The 17,940-nt window shown below is 61.2% G+C and carries 21 protein-coding genes; 11 read left to right on the top strand and 10 right to left on the bottom strand.

Features of this window, described 5'->3' with window-relative positions; genetic code table 11:
- The first annotated feature begins 84 nt into the window (after positions 1–84).
- Complete coding sequence (locus tag QNM96_RS06510; RefSeq protein WP_283835209.1) at positions 85–585, top strand: hypothetical protein; 501 nt, start codon at positions 85–87, stop codon at positions 583–585.
- A gap of 76 nt (positions 586–661) precedes the next feature.
- Here the strand turns inward: QNM96_RS06510 and QNM96_RS06505 are convergent, their stop codons facing one another.
- The 3 genes from QNM96_RS06505 to QNM96_RS06495 all read right to left on the bottom strand — a co-directional run bounded on the left by QNM96_RS06505 (position 662) and on the right by QNM96_RS06495 (position 2,844).
- Positions 662–2,413, bottom strand: coding sequence for a YcaO-like family protein (locus tag QNM96_RS06505; protein ID WP_283835208.1), 1,752 nt, complete (start codon positions 2,411–2,413; stop codon positions 662–664).
- Between the two features lie 168 nt (positions 2,414–2,581).
- Entirely contained in the window at positions 2,582–2,716 is a 135-nt protein-coding gene (locus tag QNM96_RS06500) for a hypothetical protein (protein WP_283835207.1), read from the bottom strand.
- Complete coding sequence (locus tag QNM96_RS06495) at positions 2,713–2,844, bottom strand: hypothetical protein (protein ID WP_283835664.1); 132 nt, start codon at positions 2,842–2,844, stop codon at positions 2,713–2,715. The genes QNM96_RS06500 and QNM96_RS06495 overlap by 4 nt, the downstream gene beginning before the upstream one ends.
- A 265-nt stretch (positions 2,845–3,109) precedes the next feature.
- Between QNM96_RS06495 and QNM96_RS06490 the strand changes: the two genes are divergently transcribed.
- Positions 3,110–3,289, top strand: coding sequence for a protein translocase SEC61 complex subunit gamma (locus QNM96_RS06490; RefSeq protein ID WP_283835206.1), 180 nt, complete (start codon positions 3,110–3,112; stop codon positions 3,287–3,289).
- Positions 3,289–3,726: a transcription elongation factor Spt5 gene (locus QNM96_RS06485; RefSeq protein WP_283835205.1), complete on the top strand. Its 438-nt coding sequence runs from the start codon at positions 3,289–3,291 to the stop codon at positions 3,724–3,726. The genes QNM96_RS06490 and QNM96_RS06485 overlap by 1 nt, the downstream gene beginning before the upstream one ends.
- 479 nt (positions 3,727–4,205) lie before the next feature.
- On the opposite strand, the gene QNM96_RS06480 is transcribed toward QNM96_RS06485, so the two are convergent.
- Entirely contained in the window at positions 4,206–4,493 is a 288-nt protein-coding gene (locus tag QNM96_RS06480) for a hypothetical protein (protein ID WP_283835204.1), read from the bottom strand.
- Positions 4,494–4,598: 105 nt separating this feature from the next.
- On the opposite strand from QNM96_RS06480, the gene QNM96_RS06475 reads away from it, so the two are divergent.
- Positions 4,599–5,372, top strand: a complete 774-nt coding sequence (locus QNM96_RS06475; RefSeq protein WP_283835647.1) for a PHP-associated domain-containing protein — start codon at positions 4,599–4,601, stop codon at positions 5,370–5,372.
- A 66-nt stretch (positions 5,373–5,438) separates the two neighbouring features.
- Here the strand turns inward: QNM96_RS06475 and QNM96_RS06470 are convergent, their stop codons facing one another.
- From QNM96_RS06470 to QNM96_RS06460, 3 genes are read right to left on the bottom strand one after another with little or no spacing between them, the layout of a single operon-like run.
- The gene (locus QNM96_RS06470) at positions 5,439–5,897 is read right to left on the bottom strand and encodes a Mut7-C RNAse domain-containing protein (protein WP_283835203.1); all 459 of its coding nucleotides are present in this window, start codon (positions 5,895–5,897) and stop codon (positions 5,439–5,441) included.
- A 46-nt stretch (positions 5,898–5,943) separates the two neighbouring features.
- Positions 5,944–7,740 (bottom strand): PHP domain-containing protein, encoded by a 1,797-nt coding sequence (locus tag QNM96_RS06465; protein WP_283835202.1) that lies wholly within the window; start codon positions 7,738–7,740, stop codon positions 5,944–5,946.
- 33 nt (positions 7,741–7,773) lie between these two features.
- The gene (locus QNM96_RS06460; RefSeq protein ID WP_283835201.1) at positions 7,774–8,214 is read right to left on the bottom strand and encodes a DUF5788 family protein; all 441 of its coding nucleotides are present in this window, start codon (positions 8,212–8,214) and stop codon (positions 7,774–7,776) included.
- Positions 8,215–8,314: 100 nt separating this feature from the next.
- On the opposite strand from QNM96_RS06460, the gene QNM96_RS06455 reads away from it, so the two are divergent.
- The 3 genes from QNM96_RS06455 to QNM96_RS06445 all read left to right on the top strand — a co-directional run bounded on the left by QNM96_RS06455 (position 8,315) and on the right by QNM96_RS06445 (position 11,078).
- Positions 8,315–9,301: a rhomboid family intramembrane serine protease gene (locus QNM96_RS06455; protein ID WP_283835200.1), complete on the top strand. Its 987-nt coding sequence runs from the start codon at positions 8,315–8,317 to the stop codon at positions 9,299–9,301.
- Between the two features lie 73 nt (positions 9,302–9,374).
- Complete coding sequence (locus QNM96_RS06450) at positions 9,375–10,208, top strand: endonuclease V (protein ID WP_283835199.1); 834 nt, start codon at positions 9,375–9,377, stop codon at positions 10,206–10,208.
- Between the two features lie 210 nt (positions 10,209–10,418).
- Complete coding sequence (locus QNM96_RS06445; RefSeq protein ID WP_283835198.1) at positions 10,419–11,078, top strand: HAD family hydrolase; 660 nt, start codon at positions 10,419–10,421, stop codon at positions 11,076–11,078.
- Between the two features lie 16 nt (positions 11,079–11,094).
- Here the strand turns inward: QNM96_RS06445 and QNM96_RS06440 are convergent, their stop codons facing one another.
- The 3 genes from QNM96_RS06440 to QNM96_RS06430 form a co-directional block, all read right to left on the bottom strand.
- Entirely contained in the window at positions 11,095–11,502 is a 408-nt protein-coding gene (locus tag QNM96_RS06440; protein ID WP_283835197.1) for a hypothetical protein, read from the bottom strand.
- 74 nt (positions 11,503–11,576) lie between these two features.
- Positions 11,577–12,035, bottom strand: coding sequence for a DUF2240 family protein (locus QNM96_RS06435; RefSeq protein ID WP_283835196.1), 459 nt, complete (start codon positions 12,033–12,035; stop codon positions 11,577–11,579).
- A gap of 124 nt (positions 12,036–12,159) precedes the next feature.
- A complete protein-coding gene (locus QNM96_RS06430; RefSeq protein WP_283835195.1) occupies positions 12,160–12,795 on the bottom strand; it encodes a ribonuclease H in 636 nt (211 codons plus the stop codon).
- A gap of 181 nt (positions 12,796–12,976) precedes the next feature.
- Between QNM96_RS06430 and QNM96_RS06425 the strand changes: the two genes are divergently transcribed.
- The 4 genes from QNM96_RS06425 to QNM96_RS06410 all read left to right on the top strand — a co-directional run bounded on the left by QNM96_RS06425 (position 12,977) and on the right by QNM96_RS06410 (position 17,912).
- A complete protein-coding gene (locus tag QNM96_RS06425) occupies positions 12,977–14,545 on the top strand; it encodes an ABC transporter substrate-binding protein (RefSeq protein ID WP_283835194.1) in 1,569 nt (522 codons plus the stop codon).
- 131 nt (positions 14,546–14,676) lie between these two features.
- Positions 14,677–15,666: an ABC transporter permease gene (locus QNM96_RS06420; RefSeq protein WP_283835193.1), complete on the top strand. Its 990-nt coding sequence runs from the start codon at positions 14,677–14,679 to the stop codon at positions 15,664–15,666.
- On the top strand, positions 15,663–16,673 hold the full coding sequence (locus QNM96_RS06415; protein ID WP_283835192.1) for an ABC transporter permease: 1,011 nt from the start codon (positions 15,663–15,665) through the stop codon (positions 16,671–16,673). Before QNM96_RS06420 ends, QNM96_RS06415 begins: the two co-directional genes overlap by 4 nt.
- Before the next feature lie 6 nt (positions 16,674–16,679).
- Positions 16,680–17,912: an ABC transporter ATP-binding protein gene (locus tag QNM96_RS06410; protein WP_283835191.1), complete on the top strand. Its 1,233-nt coding sequence runs from the start codon at positions 16,680–16,682 to the stop codon at positions 17,910–17,912.
- Positions 17,913–17,940 lie beyond the last annotated feature (28 nt).

Here is a 17,940-nt window from a genome sequence, read left to right as displayed (position 1 = left end):
TAGAAGTGAGTCGACGATACCGAGGTGAACGAGCAGTTGACTCGAAAAGTAATACATACAACGATCCAGCACCGAGGCTCGGATGTGAATCGCCGTACTGTACTTCGATCCGGTGCCGTGCTCGCGACCGTCGGGATAGCGGGCTGTATCGACGGCGTTCAAGAGCACTTTCAGGGAGAGATTCAAAGTCCGGTTCCGATCGAAATATTCAACGAAAGCGACCAAACCCACAACATTCGACTCGAGGCGATCGAGCGCGGAACCGACCGCGGGACGTACGATCAGGGGTACTCCGTCACGCCCGGGGAACGCGTGAGCGCGCCGTCGCTCGACGGGTTCGACCAGAGTTTCCGCGTGATGCGAATCGATCAGTCGGGGGACGAAGATTGGGTCGAAGTCGGGACCGTTACGGACGAGACGCAGCTCATCCAGATAACGATCTACGACGACGATCTCGAACTCGAGGTATCCACCGACGAGGAAGACGAGCCGGAGCTCGACGGCAACGAATCCGAAGGAGACGAGCTTGAGGACAACGAAACCGAGGAGTTCGACGAAGAGGAGTGGCCGTCCGAAGAAGAGTGAGTTGCGGACTGGCTCTATCGAAAACCGACTGACGCACGACTCGTCTCGGATCCGGCGTTGCTTTTTCGACGATTTCTCAGGGGTAGGGATGGTACTCCCGCTCGAGATCCGGCTCGAAGCCGAGTTCATCCGGAACTGCAGTCGCACGGTCGCCGAAGTAGGGATCACCGGTGAAAAGCGGCTGTGCACCGGGAACGACGACTCTCACCGCTTCGAAGCCGAGATCCTCGACGTCGCGTGTCGTCAACCGAGCCGCGTACGGCGTCAGTCCGGCCTCATTCGTCCGGGAAACGAGTTCCTCGAGGCCGTCGGCTCCGGTGGGAACCGGGTCCGGACCCACGCTCTCGGCGGGAATCGTCCGCTCGACGTCGACGAACTCCTGTACCGGTTCGGGGAACGAGGCGTAGTGGCCGATCTGGCCCGTTGCAGTATCCGCGTCCTCCGGGCCGATTCCCCGAAGTTCCATCCAGTTCTGTAACGCCTCGGACAGCGCCGACCGAGCGGCGGCCGTTCCGTCGAGGGCCGCCGCAGAGCCTGCGGCAAAGTGCGGCCAGTCGTTCTTGTTGCGAGCGCCCGCGCCGTCGCGGTGGACGGCGACGGTGACGACGGGGACATCGACGTCCTGAGTTACTAGCAACGCAGTCACTGAAAGTCCCTCGCTCTGTGCTCTCCGGGAGAGGGCGTCGTACGTTTCGTCCTCGACGGCGAGCCCGAGGGGTTCGTACGTCGAGTACCACGAGAGCATCGTCGCGTCCCGCTCGAGGACTTCTGTCAGCCCCGAACGAAGGGCGTCGACGGTCGAGGAACCGAGCCCGAGGCCGGTCGTGATCGCCGGAACGAGGCGGTCGCCGGGCTGGGGGAACTGGACCGCGGCGGCGGGAAGCTGTGCGGACTCGCCGGTCTCGAGGTTCGCGCCCTTGACCCAACGACATTCGGTCGACGAATCGAACGACGGCGCGTCGTCGGGCCGAACGAGTTCGAGCGGCGAGACCGGATTCTCGAGTTCGTCCTCGCTCGCGTGGCGAAACTCCTCGTCGCGGTAGACGCCAGCGCAGTACCGCTCGAGCCCCTCGCCGACGGCTTTCATGAGCGCCGCGTTCCAGTCCTCGTCGACGCCCGCCGCCTGCTTCGACGCGGATGCGTCGCTGAACGACTCGGTCTCCGCGAGCGTCGTGAGGTAGTACGGAGCCGGGAACGACTCGACCTCGCCGATCGAAAGCACCGGCCCCAGCCGGGAGTCGATCGCGATCTCGGCGCGGTCGGCCGCCTGCTCGAGGTCGAGCGAGTCGTCGTCCTCGAGGTCGAGCGTTCGGTTCCGGTCGGAGCTGTGACAGCCACAGGTCGGAACCGGGAGGTAGTGTCGTCTGGCGTAGGGGAGCTCTCGAACGTGGCCGATGATCGATCGCTCTCCCTCGGAGAACACTCGAACGCACTCTCGACCGGCGATCGCACCGGCGAGCCGTGCTTCGCTTCGATCCGCGCTCGGTTGCTCCGGCGGTTGGTCGGTATCTCGCGTCGAGGCAACTCGCGTGCTAAGGCAGTTGAAACACCCCGCTCCCGGGGCGTAGCCGGACACCGCGGCGTCGACTTCCTCGATGGGATGGCCGCCGACGCCGCCGATTTCGACGGCGACCCACGGCGTATCTCCCGCTCGAGTCGCGTTGGTCGCCTGCTCGAAGGTGTTCGAACCGGCGACATCGCTGACGATCGCGAACCGGGCCTCGTCCAGTGCTGTCGGGTCGGCGTCTCGTGTGGTAACGTCGATGTCGGATAGCGCGGCGTCGATAGCCGCTCGAACCGGGTCATCGGCGACGACGTGGACCTGCATACCCGAACGGTCGGAGGCCGGGGGCAAAAGAATCCCGCTCGCGGGTCCGAACTGTTCGCTGGTTCGCGCTGTGCGGGAGATATTCGCCGTCGAAATCGGTGGCTGCCCGCGAATTCCGTGCGACTTTCCGGCACTATACCGAGCGAAATCCAGTTTCGCGGGATGAACTTACTCCTCGGATTCTTCCTTCTCGAGTCCCTCCTCGTTCTCCGATCGCGGCGCGTTCTGGGTCCCGAGGTTGTCATCGCCGTCGTCGACCTCGTCCGGGCTACCGTCTTCGTCTCCAAGTATGATCTGATTCATTGCCCGAGGTTGTCATCGCCGTCGTCGACCTCGTCCGGGTTCCGATCGACTCGCTCGAGTTCGTCTTCGATCTCAGCTTCTCGTTCGGCCTCGTACTCGTCCTTTCGATCTGTGTCGTCTTCTGCCATACCGACGGTTGGGATGCCAGCCGGATGATCGACGTGCCGTCATCTGCAACGTCGAGTGAATCGATTCTCATACTGTCGGCAGTATCGGACGGTGCGTCTCGCTATCGAACTCGCCTTCGCCTGACCTCCTCCCCAGAGAGGATCAGTGGTCCTCCCGAGCAAAACGGTTCGATATCGTGACGGTAACTGCTTCGTGAGTACACTCGAGTGAACCAAACTGGACACGAAAGACAGATAAAAGGGCGCGCACTGTGAATACACATATATGGACGTTCCGTACGATCTCACCTCGTACGTCAGGGTGTTGAAAATGGCAACGACACCGACGACGAACGAGTTCCTGCAGGTCTCGAAGATCGCCGGAGCCGGAATCCTCTTTGTCGGATTCATCGGCTTCATCATCGGCGCAATCATGCTGCTCCTGACCGGATCAGGTGGCGTCTAATGGCGATCTACGCAGTCAAAACTACCGCGAGTCAAGAACGCACCGTCGCGGACATGATTATCAACCGCGAGGAGCCGGATATCCACGCCGCGCTCGCGCCCGACTCGTTGACCTCCTACGTTATGGTCGAGGCGGACGACAACGCGGTGCTCAATCGTGTCCTCGAGGATATTCCACACGCCCGGAGCATCGTGCCGGGCAAATCCGATATCTCGGAAGTCGAGCACTTCCTCTCGCCGAAACCGGATGTCGAAGGGATCGCGGAGGGGGACATCGTCGAACTCATCGCAGGACCGTTCAAGGGCGAGAAGGCACAGGTTCAGCGTATCGACGAAGGCAAGGATCAGGTGACCGTCGAACTGTACGAGGCGACAGTTCCGATTCCGGTGACGGTTCGGGGCGACCAGATTCGTGTGCTCGATTCCGACGAGCGGTAGCGAGTCGGTTCGCTCGGCGTGAACACAGTGAACGGCGAGGTCGTTTTGTACTAAATTTTGCGAGGAGTGGTGATCGAACGGCGTGAGGGAACCCGACGACGTAAAATTTAGCCGTGTGACGGTTCGGGGCGACCAGATTCGTGTGCTCGATTCCGACGAGCGGTAGCGAGTCGGTTCGCTCGGTGCGAGGCCCGAACGGAGAGAGGGCCTCGAGTAGCGAGCGGGGAGGAACGACCCGCGAGCCGGGGCGGGCGATGATCGAACGTAGTGAGGTCGGAGCGAGCACCGAGGATGTTTTGTACTAACTTTTTCGAGGGGTGGTTACAGATGCGAAGCGAGGCCATCCGACGACGTGAAATGTAGGGTAGTTTCTCTCGAAAGTAGGGATGCAGCACAAATTGGACGACTGTCAGCAGTCTGGAACTTGGTTTCGATTGGAGGCTATCGCGTTCGGTACTCGCCTGGGTTACCGGTGTTTTTCATCGTTTCAGTTCGTTCGCGATGAGTTCCATATCCGCGACGGACTCGATTTCCTCGAGCAGGTCCTCGCGTTCTCGAACGTCCTCTGAACTGGCGCTGTAGGCTCTGACGTACTCGGCGCGGCTGTGGTCGGTAAAGACGTGGCGGATCGAGAGGTATCCGTCCGGAACGATCGTTCCGCATACTTTACACTCACGACGTTCGTGTTCGGTCGCCTGATGAATAATTGCTTGTTCGACCTCCTCGAAGACGTCTCCACAGTCATCGATTCCACAATCCCAGACCATTGGTACCTGTGAGACAACGACACCTAAAGGTCTTTTCGACCGTTCGGGTCATCGACACATTGGTGGGATTGACGAATCAGAATTCATAACTTCCCTGTCTCGAAACTGGCGGACGTGACTGCCGGAGCCGAGTTTCGAGTTGACTGCCACGCCAAAGTGCTCGACAGAGAAGTCGTTGCGAACGCCCGAAAAGCGGGGCTCGATGCCATCGTCTACGCGCCGCACTTTACCCGGCTCCCCGAGATCCAGCGCCGGGCCGAGACCTACTCGAGCGACGACCTGCTGGTCATCCCCGCTCGGGAAGTGTTCACCGGCTCGTGGCGAAATCGCAAACACCTACTCGCGATGGGGCTGTCCGAACCCGTTCCGGACTTCATCTCGCTTGAGGCGGCGATAGCCGAGTTCGAGCGCCAGGATGCGACGGTGCTTGCACCCCATCCTGAGTTCGCGAACGTGGGTCTCACGGAGGAGGATATCCAGACGTACGACGGTGTCATCGACGCCGTCGAAATATACAATCCGAAGCATCTTCCCTCGACGAATCGGCGAGCGCTCGAGATTGCGGATCTCACTTCCATACCGCCGTTTGCGTCCTCCTATGCCCACGTACCGAGCACGGTCGGTGTCGCGTACACGGCCTTCGAGGACGACCTCGAGTCGGAAGCCGACGTTCTCGACGCGTTCGAGAACGGCGCCAGTAGACGAATCGTTCACGCGGACGGACTCGAGAAGTGGAAGACGACGGCGACGGAACTTGCCCACCTCGGCTACGAAAACACCTGGAAGAAAGTCGAGCGACTATTTCTCTCCGGCCAGGAGCCGACGCACGCGAATCACATCGCCTATGACGGTCGGTTTGAAGACGACTCCGTATACTGAGTGCTCGAGCCGCCGTTCCTCCCAGCGTCGTTCCCCCTTTCGCCGTCGTTGTTCGCCCTAGATCGTTCAATCGATTTCCGAGAGTGTTGACCGCACGTCGTCCCAGTGGCTTCCTTTCCAGAAGTACTGTCCACACGCTCGACACCGCCATATCGGTTGCGTTCCGTCCGGAACGTATTCGGGTACCTCGCTCGCCAACTCTTCCGAAGGCGGTTGTACACGCACGAGACTCCCGTTGCATCGTCCACACCGTACCGGTTCTTTTGCGAGCGTTAGATCGACGCCCGCCGCAGCAAGTTCCTCTAGCTGGCCCTCGACTGTTCGAGAGGTGAGCAGGATCGAACCCCCAGCCCGCTCGGAGAGGGCCACGTCTCGAGTGACCAGCGCCCTGCCCTCCGAATCTACAACTCGCCGAAGTTCGTCGTCCTCCTCGAGATCCCTCTCGCCGGCGTAGGCCGTATCGTAGCCGCACATTCGAAGGTACGAGACGATTCCGCCGCACATCAGGTCGACGAGAAATCGCATGTGTTGCCGTATCAGGGTGCGGTGATATCGATTTTTGCCCAGCTACTCAGTGCAGGAACTCCCGGAGCTCCTCAAGCTCCCACGTGTTAATTACGTCCGCTGGTTCCGCCCATCCGCGTCGGGCCGTGTGAACACCCCAGCGAACGTACTCGAGGGTCGCCGGCTGGTGGGCGTCGGTGTTGATCGCGATCGTCGCGCCCTCCTCGAGTGCGGCCTGGACGGCGCTTCCCCAGAGGTCGAGGCGGCGCAGATCGCTGTTGACCTCGAGTGCGGTGTCGTGTTCGGCGGCCGCGGCCCCGAGCGCCGTCGCGTCGATCGCGAGCCCTTCGCGCTGGTTGAGCAGGCGGCCGCTGGGATGCCCGATCACGTCGATCGCGGGGTTTTCGATGGCTCGGAGGAGTCGTTCCGCGGCGTCTTCGGAGTCCTGATCGAGCGCGCTGTGGGGTGAGGCGACGATCACGTCGAGTGCGTCGATAACCTCGCCACCGAGGCCGATATCGCCGTCGGCGTCGATATTGGCCTCGATCCCGGCGAGTACCTCGATATCGACCGCGGCATCAACCTCCCGAATCGCCTCGATCTGTTCGAGGATCTCCGTATCGGAGAGGCCCATCCCGCCGACAACGCCCGGTCCGTCAGCGTGATCCGCGACGGCGTAGTAGTCGTAGCCCCGTTTCTCGGCGGCGTCGACCATCTCCTCGATCGTGTTGTTGCCGTCTGACCACTCGGTATGGGTGTGTAAGTCGCCTCGAATGTCGTCTCGAGTGATCAGCTCTGGAAGTTCGCCGGCCGCCGCGGCGTCAATTTCGCCCCGGTCCTCGCGGAGTTCCGGCGGGATCCAGGGTAAGCCGAGCGCTTCGTACATACTCTCTTCAGTCTCGCCCGCGACGCGGTCGCCGACGCGCTGACCGCCATCTGGATCGTCGATCTCGTCGTCGGACTTCGTCCGACTGTCCGAGGCGCTACGTGCCTCGCTGCTCACGTCGAACGCGCCGTACTCGTTCAGCTTCATGTCGCGTTCTATCGCGTAGTTCCGGAGCCGTACGTTGTGATCCTTGCTCCCGGTGAAGTACTGTAGCGCCGAGCCGAATTCCTCGGGGACGACGACGCGGAGATCGACGCGAACGTCGCCGACCCGCGCGCTCGCCTTCGCGGGGCCGGACTCAATTTCATCGTCGATCGAGTCCCACTCGAGGAAGGACTCGACCGCCTCTTGTCCCGACTCTGTGGCCGCGAGCGCGTCGACATCGCCGATCGTCTCCCGCCACCGGCGGATCGAGCCGGCGACTTCGACCTCGGAGATCACGTCGACGGACTCGAGATACTCGAGCACATCGTCGGCGAGCGGTCTGGCTTCACCAAGCAGTTGGCGTTCGCCGATCGTCCGCGCGAACTCGACGTTTTCGAGGATATTTTGCTCCGTCTTCGGGCCGAATCCTTTGACCTCCTGAATCTCACCCGCCTCGGCGGCGGCCTCGAGGTCATCTAAATCCCGAATCTCGAGTTCGCGATAGAGCGATCCGACCGTCTTGGGTCCGACGCCTTCGACGCGGGTCAGCGCGGCCATGTCGACGGGGAGTTCGTCGCGCAGTTCCTCGAGCTCCTCGATCTCGCCCGACTCGACGTACTCGACGATCTTCGAGGAGATGGCGTCTCCGACGCCGTCGATGTTCTCGACGGCCTCCTCGTTGCCGGCCTCGAGCTGGTCGGCAATGGGCGAGGGGTGGGCCAGGATGTTCTCCGCGGCGCGGCGATACGCTCTCGGTTTGTATTCGACGTCGTCGGCCTCGAGCAGGTCCGCGAACTCCTCGAAACGGGCGGCGAGTTCGGCGTTGGTCGTCATCTCGTCCGCCTCCGATTGTCGGCGCTCAGCATACTATCTGCCACCTCGCGAAGTCGCAGTATCTTCTCGGCCGAGGGCCTTCTGCAGGAACGACATCCAGCGTTTGGTGTCCGCGGCTTGCTTGGTCTGTTGCTCGCGCTCGATGTCTGTCGACCCCAGGTTCTCGAGGGCGTTCAACGCGCGGTCGATGCCGACGACGCTCCGGGCGAGTTCCTCGCCAGTTTCGCGGCTGATGTCGTCCTCCTCGATCCGTTCGATTCGCTCGAGGCGTTCGCGTCGCAGGTTTTTCTTCGCTCGCTCGACGCGCTCGCGCTCGCCGGCGGGCACCGTCTCCCGGCGCTTGATCTCGAAGACAAACGTCTGGAGGTCGATCTCCTCGCCCTGGACGGCGATCGTCTCCGGGATGTCCGCGCCGACGGTCGCCCCCTCGCGGCCGACGCGCTCGAGGAGCTGTTTTCGCTCGTACTCTTGCACGAGTTCGTGTTCGGCCGTAACCAGCAAAAAGGAATCGGGGCGTGGTGAGAGCCCGACGAAACCCCAAATCCCTTAGCCGTGCCACGCATACCCCCGGTCAATGGCCAAGTGCGACGTGTGTGGGAAACAAGAGAGCATGCCCTACGAGTGTCGCCACTGCGGGGGGACCCACTGCGGCGAGCACCGCTTACCGGAAAACCACAACTGCTCGGGCTTACACGACTGGAACGATCCGAAGGGCGTCTTCAACAGCGGGTTCGACAACAGCGTGAACTCGAACTCGAGCGCTGAGGCCTCGACGAAGGCGAAAATCGCCTCGAAGCTTCCGTTCGATACGGGACCTGGAGGGCCGATGGCGTACTTCCGGGGGAACGTAACATATACCATCCTGTTGTTGATGTGGATCACGTTCCTCTTCCAGCAACTGACGAGTCTATTGCTCTCGCCGGTCGGGTCGATCGGGATGTCGTTGAATTCCCAACTCACCTACCGTTCGATTTTCGTGCTCACGCCAGAGAATCCTGAGTACGTCTGGACGTGGGTAACGTCTATCTTCGCTCACGGTGGCCTCATGCACATCGCGTTCAACAGCATCGTGATTTTCTTCTTCGGGCCGCTCCTGAGTCGGTACGTTAGTGACCGGAACTTCTGGTTGCTGTTCCTCGGAAGCGGGATATTGGCCGGGCTCTCCCAGGTATTCATACAGATGACCGGAGGCGCGCTCGCACCCTGGGAGGGCGGCGTTCTCGGCGCATCTGGGGGTGCACTTGCCATCCTCGGCGTTATCACGATTCTGAACCCCAACCTCAAGGTATACTTCATGTTTTTCATCCCGATGCCGCTCTGGGTGCTGACAGGCGGGTTCGCCGTGATCAGTCTGCTACTGGTCGGCGGCGGCATGGGAGGTGCCGGGGGGATCGCTCACGCGGCCCACCTCATCGGTTTACTGGTCGGTTTCGCCTACGGGGAGTATATCAAACGAACGAAGAACATCCGGACGCCGAACCAGTTACAACTCGGCGGTGGCGGCGGGCCGGGTGGTCCGGGCGGACCCGGCGGCCCAGGACGCGGACGCGGTCCGTTCTGAGCAGTAGCCGTTGTTCCCGCGATCAGTTCTCAAATCCCGACACTCATTTTCGTTCGCCGAGTACGAAACGCTGATGACCCAGCTCTCGAGACCCGACCTCCTCCCCGACGCCTCGCTTTCGACCGAGGACATGGAGTCCCTCCAGCGGGAGATCGCCAGCAGTGCGGTGTTCAAGGACGATATCGATATCGGATCGGCACCCAAAGGCGAAACCGAAACCGGCGGTGGCTCGGAATTCGATCCGGCAACGCTTTCGAACCCGCTTCAAGCCGCCTCGAGAGACACCGAGCCGCCGATCGTCGCGGGTGTCGATCAATCCTTTCTCCTCGAGGACGAGCCCGAACGAGCCCTGAGTGCCGTCGTCGCGATGCAAGGCGGCGAAGTGATCGAACGGGTTCACGCGGTGACGCCGCTCGAGATTCCCTACATCCCCGGATTGTTGGCCTTCCGCGAAGGCGCGCCGATTCTGGACGCCATCGAGGAGCTATCGGTCGAACCCGACCTCTTCCTGTTCGACGGAAGCGGGCGCATTCACTTCCGGCAGGCGGGCATCGCGACCCACATCGGCGTGATCCTCGACATTCCGGCCATCGGCGTCGCAAAGAGCCTCCTCTGTGGCGAGCCCGCGGATGATCTCGAAAACCTCCCGGCCGGAACGCGGGTCCCGATCGAAGCGAACTCGCGGGTCGACACAGCCGACGGCACCGTACTCGGGTACGCGGTACAGACCAAGCAGTACGAGTCCTCGAGTCGGTACGTGAATCCGCTGTACGTCAGCCCCGGCCACCGCGTGGGTCCGAAAACTGCCGCCGAAGTCGTCCTAGAACTCAGTTCGGGGTACAAACTTCCGGAGCCGGTTCGGCTGGCGGATAGCTACGCGGATGAGGCGAAAACGATCGATGGGTGAGTTCCTCATCCGCTAATTTTGCGGGCGTTTCGTTCTGTTCAGAGATTCGAGAAGATCATCCGGATCTCGCCGCTTGGAATCCGCTATTTCGTCGAGTTTCGGTGATACTTGAAACCTGCCAATTCAACTCCGGTGGGACGTTCCACCGCTCGTCGAGTCACGTATTGTAAAAAAGGTACCTTCAAACCCGTTGGGTTCGTTCCATCGATCATGGTAGAGGCGATCGTCTTCGATCTCGACGAAACACTCGCCGTTCCGGACCGGGATCGGGAGACGATTCTCGAGGACGTCACGGCCGCGGCTGGGACGCCATCGATCAGCCGCGAGGCGTATCTCGACGCGCACAGCCAGAACCTCACGAAGCACACTCGAGAGCCGATCTTCGCCGATCTGCTGGCTGACCGAGAGACGGACGCCGACGCCGAAGCGCTAGCCGTCGCGTACCGGGAGACGATCGCGGATTCGCTCTCGCCGATCCCCGGCGTCGAACTCCTCCTCGAGGACCTCAAAGCGGCCTACAGCGTCGGCTTGCTCACAAACGGTCCCGTTCGCGCTCAGCGAGATAAACTCGAAACCCTGGGCTGGGAGAACACGTTCGACGCCGCGCTGGTCACGGGTGAACTCGAGGCAGGAAAACCCGATCCGCGAGCATTCGAGGCTATTCTGTCGGAACTCGCCGTCGAGGCCGGAAACGCGGTCTACGTCGGCGACAACATCGAGGCCGATATCGCCGGCGCGACAAACGCGGGAATGAACGCGATTCAGGTCTTAAAATCCGACGGACCCGCACCGGACGACCGAGCGCTCGCTCACCTCGAGCAGGATTCGATCGCGACTGAGTTACCGACCGTCCTCGAGATGCTCGAGTGAGTGCGTACGGCTCTCGTTACAGAGCTTCGTCCTCGAGCGCTTGGCTCGCGGCGTCGAAGACGTCCGAGGCTCGTTTGACTTCGCCGCCGTCCTCGACGAACACGAGCGTCTTCGGGGGTGTCGTCGCTTTCGGTCGAACCCTGAGTCCCGATGATTCGGCGACCGCTGCGGCGCGGTCCTGTCCCCGTTCGAATTCGACGTGTGCTCGGTCGTCGTGGATGAAAACGCGAGCGAAGCGCGTCGTTTCCCCGGATTCTCCCTCTCGTTCGACGTCGTACGCTCGAGCACCGTCGGCCGTCGGCTCGACGTCCGCGTCGGCGTTGACGACCGCGAGGTGCTTGAGGTGGCCGTCCTCGCGCCCGTCGAGTTCGCTCGAGAGGAGTTCGGCGATCCGCCGACCGTCCGTGATCCGTTTCTCGACCATGCCTGAGGTTGCCGACGGACGGGTTAACCGTCTTCGATCGGAGAAACGGCAGTTGCTAACGGCGTCTTCCGATCTCAGTCGCCGTCGAAGCTTGTCAGCGCGTTCCTGGCGACGGGAACGAGTTCGGAAACGTCGATCCCCTCCCGACGGGCGTAGACGACCGCCGCGGCCTCGATCGTAATGCCGAGTTCTTGCTGGAGGGTATTGATCGCGCCGACCGCTTCGTGTTTCTCGGTTCCTTCCGCGACGAGCGCGTCGAGCACTCGCTCGAAGGCGGATCGCTCCGTGAGGATATCCTCGTCTGGCACGAACTCGTCGGGAATCGATACCGTTGCGGGATCGTACGTCAGCTCGAGGTCGTTTCCGTCGCGCACGAGGAGGTCCTCCTGGGTCGCGACGTCGATCAGTCGCTTAGCCTGGTCGGGGGAGAACCAGTCCCGATCCAGTGAGAGCGAAACGACGAACTCGTTCTCCCGAAGTTGGGCGCTACCGTCCTGGACGAACGGCGCGGCAATGGCGACACGAAGACTCATCGAACTGGACTCTTCGAAGCGAGGAAATAACGATGGCGGTTCGCATCGAGCCAGTCGGTACTGGACTCGGCTGGGCGAACAGGATGGCTTCTTCAGATTTTACCCGTTTTGACCGACAGCTCGCTCAATCCGAGGCTCGACCACTGCCGTTTCGGTTGGCTCGAGACGGTGGGGGAACCTTCGAAACGGCCGTTTCCGGCGGATCGGGAAGGACACACCGATCGAGTTCCCGGTTGACGTGTTCGTACTGTGTCGGTTCGTTCGCGAGCGGATGTGCGGGATTCTGGTTGCTATCGATTCGTGCCGCGCGAATCTCCGCGAACCCGTTTACTCGAGCCTGGATGCCGCGCCAGTGATACTCGGTTTCGGGCGGGACCGAAAACGGTCGCGGCGGTTTTCGGTCGGGATGGTTCGTCGCCAGGATCGCGTTATTGACGTTGCTGGCAAGTGAATCGTGATCGATGAGAACGCCGACGCTCGCATTGGGGGGAGCCCGTTCGGCGAGTACGTCGAGTCCGAGATGTAACGCTCGATACTCGGCGACGTTGTTGTCGGGTGGGGCATCCGTCGTCGCGATGCGTGCGACGCGAGTGCCGTCTCTGGTTTCGATCACTGCACCGAGCCCACCACCTGTTTTCCGGAACGAACCGTCAGTCGCGACGTAGAAGTCGCGATGATGGGTCCGCGGTGGATGTGCGATGTGCGGGGTCGGTGACTCGTCGAACAAGTCCCGCAGTGCGGGGCGGCCGTGGGCGGCCATACCATCAGTTGGTCCTGTAGGTAACTTAAACTTTTGCCAGGAATCTGGCTGTGAAAGTTCAACAAAACAACGTCAGTTGCTGTTCTTTAGTAACCAAATACGTACAACACGGCTCTGTCTCCGTAATTCTACGGATTGACTACCAATATTTATAAATATCTGCCCTCTCTCTACAGAGAATATGACGGGTGCTAACGAACAGACTGTCAATCGGCGGCAGGTCTTAGAGCTTACGGGAATAGCGGCAGCAACGACCGGTCTTGGTGCAATTGCAGGGTGTTTAGACGACCCAACGGGGGACGGCGACATCGACGAACTGGTCATCACACAAGGGGAGTTCATCGAGAACACGGATCCGAACGACCACAACGCGACGCCGTACTACAACGTCTTCGACCAGGTCTACGAACCCTGTTTCAACGTCACGCGAGACGGCGAGATCGAAGGTCGGGTCGTCACCGACTGGGAACACCCCGAAGACGGAGTCGTCGAACTCACGATCAGAGACGATGTCGTCTTCCACAACGGCGACGATCTGACCGCTAGCGACGTCGCGTACACGATCAATCGGCAGGTAGACGCAGAGGTCGGGTTCGGGAGCGATCAGGTCGCCGGCATGACCGCGATCAACGGGGCTGAAGCCGAAGACGACGAGACGGTTCTCGTCGAACACTCGGCCGCGGAATCGCTCGCCGAGTACCAGCTCGCGAACTTCACTCGAGCCGTCAACGAGGACTGGGTAGAATCGTTCGACGAGCAGCCGATAACGGAACCCGAGATGAACGGGACGGGTCCGTACGAACTCGAGGAGTACGAAGCCGAAGTCGAGGCGGTCTTTACGCGCTTTGACGATTACTGGGGAGACGAGCCCGCGTTCGAAAGGGTCCGAATGAACGCAGAAAGCACCTCGAGCGGACGCGTCGGCGGCCTGCAGGCTGGTGAAAGCGACCTCGTCGTCAACGTTCCGCCGACGGACGTCCAGACGATCGACGACGAGGACGGGGTGTACATCGACGAGGAGGTTAGTTTCCGCAACATCTTCCTCGTGATGAAAAACGAAGTCGAACCGTTCGACAGCCAGGAGTTCCGACAGGCGATGAACTACGCCGTCGACAACGAGGGAATCATCAGCAACAACCTCGGCGGCTTCGGCGAACCGATGACCCAGCCGATCCCGGAGGGCCTGTTCGGCTACAACGAGGACCTCGAACCCTACTCACAGGATCAGGACGAAGCCGAGTCCCTGATCGAGGATAGCGGCTACGCGGGCGAGGAGATCACGCTCTATTCGATGGACGGCCGGTATCTCAACGATTCGGACGTCGCAGAGACCGCGGCGGACCAGATCGATCAACTGGATAACGTCGACTGTAACTTCGAGAACGTCCCCTTCGATACGATTGCGGACGCCGCGGCGGAAGGACCCGATTACGAGGAGTACCCGTTCTTCCTGATCGGGTGGGGGAACCCGACGGGAGACGCTGACTACGGTCTCGCGCCGTGGTTCACGAGCGAGGGCGGCCAGTTCAACTTCAGCGACGAGGAAATCGAAGACCGAATCCTCGAGAGCCAGGAAGAAAACGACGAGGAAGAACGCGAACAGATGCTCCAAGACATCAACGCAGACCTCCGCGAGGAAGCGCCGTGGGTGTTCCTCCACCTCGAGGAGAGTATTTACGGCATCAACGAGGACCTCGAGTGGGATCCACGTTCAGACGAGAGCATTTACGTGGACGAGATGGATCAGTAACGGCCCACCGATCTACGGACTGAGACGCGGTGTCTTCGATGGAGCGGTCACGAATCGATCCCGTCCGCGGATAATCGGGTCAAGAACGAAACCCTATTACCACTCGCCAAACATTTCAATCATAAATTTCGATGTCCTTTGGAAAGTTCCTGATAAAACGTATCTTGCAGGGGATCGTCGTCGTGTGGGGGGTCGTGACGATCACCTTCGCCCTTCGAGCGGTTTCTCCCGGCGACCCGGTGAACCTGATCGTCGACGACGCGGCATCCCAGGAATTCCGCGAGCGGGTCAGGGAGGATCTCGGGCTGAACGAACCGATATACGTCCAGTACCTCGAGTATCTACAGGGGATTCTGGTCGGTGATCTCGGCTACTCGTACCAATCGAGCCGCGAAGTGACCACGCTGGTCATCGAACGGGTTCCGGCGACCCTCGAGCTAGCCATCGCGGCGACGGTCGTCGCCATGATCATTGCGATTCCGCTGGGCGTTATCAGCGGGACGAGGCGAAACGAACCCGCGGACTACGGCGCGACGCTCTTCTCGCTCGTCGGGATCAGCACGCCGAACTTCTGGCTCGGAATCATGTTGATCCTGGTGCTTGGGGTGCAGTTCGGGCTGTTCCCGACCAGTCACCGGCCGGTCGGGTTCGTCGAAGCGATGCGGATGCTCGTGACCTACGGCTACGTCGGCGATCTCCTCACGTGGCTCCACCACATCACGTTACCCGCGATCGCGCTCGGAACGTACTTTACGGCGTTGATCACTCGACTCACGCGGAGCGGGATGATCGACGAACTCGGGAAGCCGTACGTTACGGCGACCGAGGCGAAGGGACTTCCCGGCGTGTTGATTCGGTACAAACACGTGCTCCGAAACACGATGATCCCGATCATCACCGTACTCGGCCTACAACTCGGCACGCTAATCGGCGGTGCGGTCGTTACCGAGGAGGTGTTCTCGTGGCCCGGGCTCGGGTTGCGCCTCATCGGCGGGATCCGCTCGCTCGACTGGCCGCTGATCCAGGGTATCCTGATCTTTATCGGGGTTAGTTTCGTGCTCATCAACATCGTCGTCGACTCGCTGTACGCGTATCTCAACCCACAGGTGACGGACGAATGATTTCAGATCGCCTCAAATCCAGTCTCAAAACGGAGTTCCGTCAGAGTTTCTTGGCGAAGGTCGGACTCGCGATTGCCATCCTCATCATTTTGATGGCGCTGTTCGCGCCGGTTCTCGCGACGCACAACCCCCACACGACGGGCCACTTCGACGAGGAGGGGAACTCATACCCACCGTGGGGAACGACCGACACCTCGCACACGTGGGACGACAGCGACGGAGAACGCGACCGCATCTCCTACACGGTCGAACCAAGCGGTGATCACTACCTCGGCACGAACCAGATCGGGCAGGATACGTTCTCGAGGGCGCTGTTCGGCGCTCGAATCTCCCTGCTCGTCGGGTTGATTGGGACGGGGTTAGCCGCGGCGTTCGGCGTCCCGTTCGGACTCGTTTCCGGGTACTACGGCGGGCGGATCGACGACTCGATGATGCGCATCGCGGATATGATGCTCGCGTTTCCGTCGCTCGTCTTCGCCGTCGCCCTCATCGGCGTCTTCGGCCAGAGCGTTCAGCGAATTCCCGATCCAATCGTCAGAGCGGGGTTCGCCGATGGCATGCCGACATCGATCGCTTTACCCGGGACGGTGACTATCGTCGTCGCGCTCGTCACCTGGGTCTGGTTCGCCCGCGTTGCACGCGGTGAGGCACTCTCTTTGCGCAACGAGGAGTACGTCAAAGCCGCCAAGAGTATGGGTGCGAGTAACAGGACGATCCTGCTCAGACACATCCTTCCGAACAGCCTCACGCCCGTAATCGTGCTCGCGACGATCCAGGTCGCTGCGATCATCCTGCTCGAGAGCTCGCTTTCCTATCTCGGGTTCTCGGGAACGACGCTCTCGTGGGGGTACGAGATTCAGCAGGGTCAGGACCACCTCGCGACGAGTTGGTGGATCGCGACGATTCCAGGTATCGGAATTTTGCTCGCGGTGGTTAGCATTAATCTGCTCGGCGACTGGCTTCGAGATGCGCTCGATCCGAACATCAGCGGCGAAGGGGGTGCCTAATAGCTCATGGCTGAGGATATCTTACGCGTAAACGGACTATCGACACGATTTTTCACGGAACAGGGGCAGGTAAACGCCGTCTCCGATCTCGACCTGCGGATCGAACGCGGCGAGGTGTTCGGCATCGTCGGCGAGAGCGGAAGCGGCAAGAGTGTCACCGCTCGGTCGATGATGCACCTGATCGAACCGCCCGGCGAGATCACCGAAGGCGAGATCAAGTATCGGAACGCAGACCTCGCCGAGAGCGTTCGAGACGATCATCCGGAGGCCGTCGACGGCGAGTTCGTCGACCTGCTGTCGGTGCCCGAATCGGTGCGCCACTCGCTTCGGGGCGCGTCGTTCAGCATGATATTCCAGGACCCGATGAGCAGTTTCAATCCGAGCATCACGGTCGGAGAGCAACTCGCCGAAGCCGTCGAAGTCCAGCGCCGAGCGAGCGCGAACCCGCGTTCGACGCGCGCGAAAACCCAATCTTCGGAGTACTCGATGGGGTCGTTCATCCTCTCGACGGTGCTCCCCTCGCGGCGGTACGTCTCGAGTGAAAGCCGCGACCGCGCCGTCGAACTGCTCGAGATGGTCGGCATTCCGGACCCGGCCAAGCGAGCCGATGAGTATCCACACGAGTACTCCGGCGGGATGCTCCAGCGGGCGATGATCGCCCAGGCGCTCGCGGGCGAACCAGACGTGTTGATCGCCGACGAACCGACGACCGCTCTGGACGTCACCATCCAGGCGCAGGTTCTCGACCTGCTCGCAGACTTGCAGGAAGAAACCGACATGACGATCCTGCTGATCACGCACAACCTCGGCGTCATCGCCCGAATGTGTGACCGAGTCGGCGTGATGTACGCCGGAGAAATCGTCGAACGCGGCACGCTCGAGGATGTCTTCGACGATCACGTCCATCCCTACACCGAGGGGTTACTCGGGAGCGTTCCGGACCTCGAACAAGCCGGGAAGCGACTCGAACCGATTCCGGGGAACGTCCCCAGCCTGATCGACGAGGAGATGCCCGATCGGTGTTACTTCGCAGATCGGTGCCCGAAAGCGATGGAGGAGTGTCTCGAGAAGCCACCGGAGTTCGACGCCGATGGGAGCGACGAGCACGCGACGAAGTGTTACCTCGCCGAGACGGAGTACAGCGAGCTGAAGGCATTGCCCGACGGCTATTTCGGTGAAGACGAACCCGAAAGGCAGTCGACGGCGACCGAGCAGGCACAGGAGGTCGAGAGCCAATGAGCGACGCCAATCCAAATCCGGTGAGCAA

The organism is Halostagnicola sp. A-GB9-2, from assembly GCF_030068615.1.
Taxonomy (GTDB): domain Archaea; phylum Halobacteriota; class Halobacteria; order Halobacteriales; family Natrialbaceae; genus Halostagnicola.
Note: the sequence above shows the minus strand (reverse complement) of the source record. Positions and strands in the feature narration are given on the sequence as shown.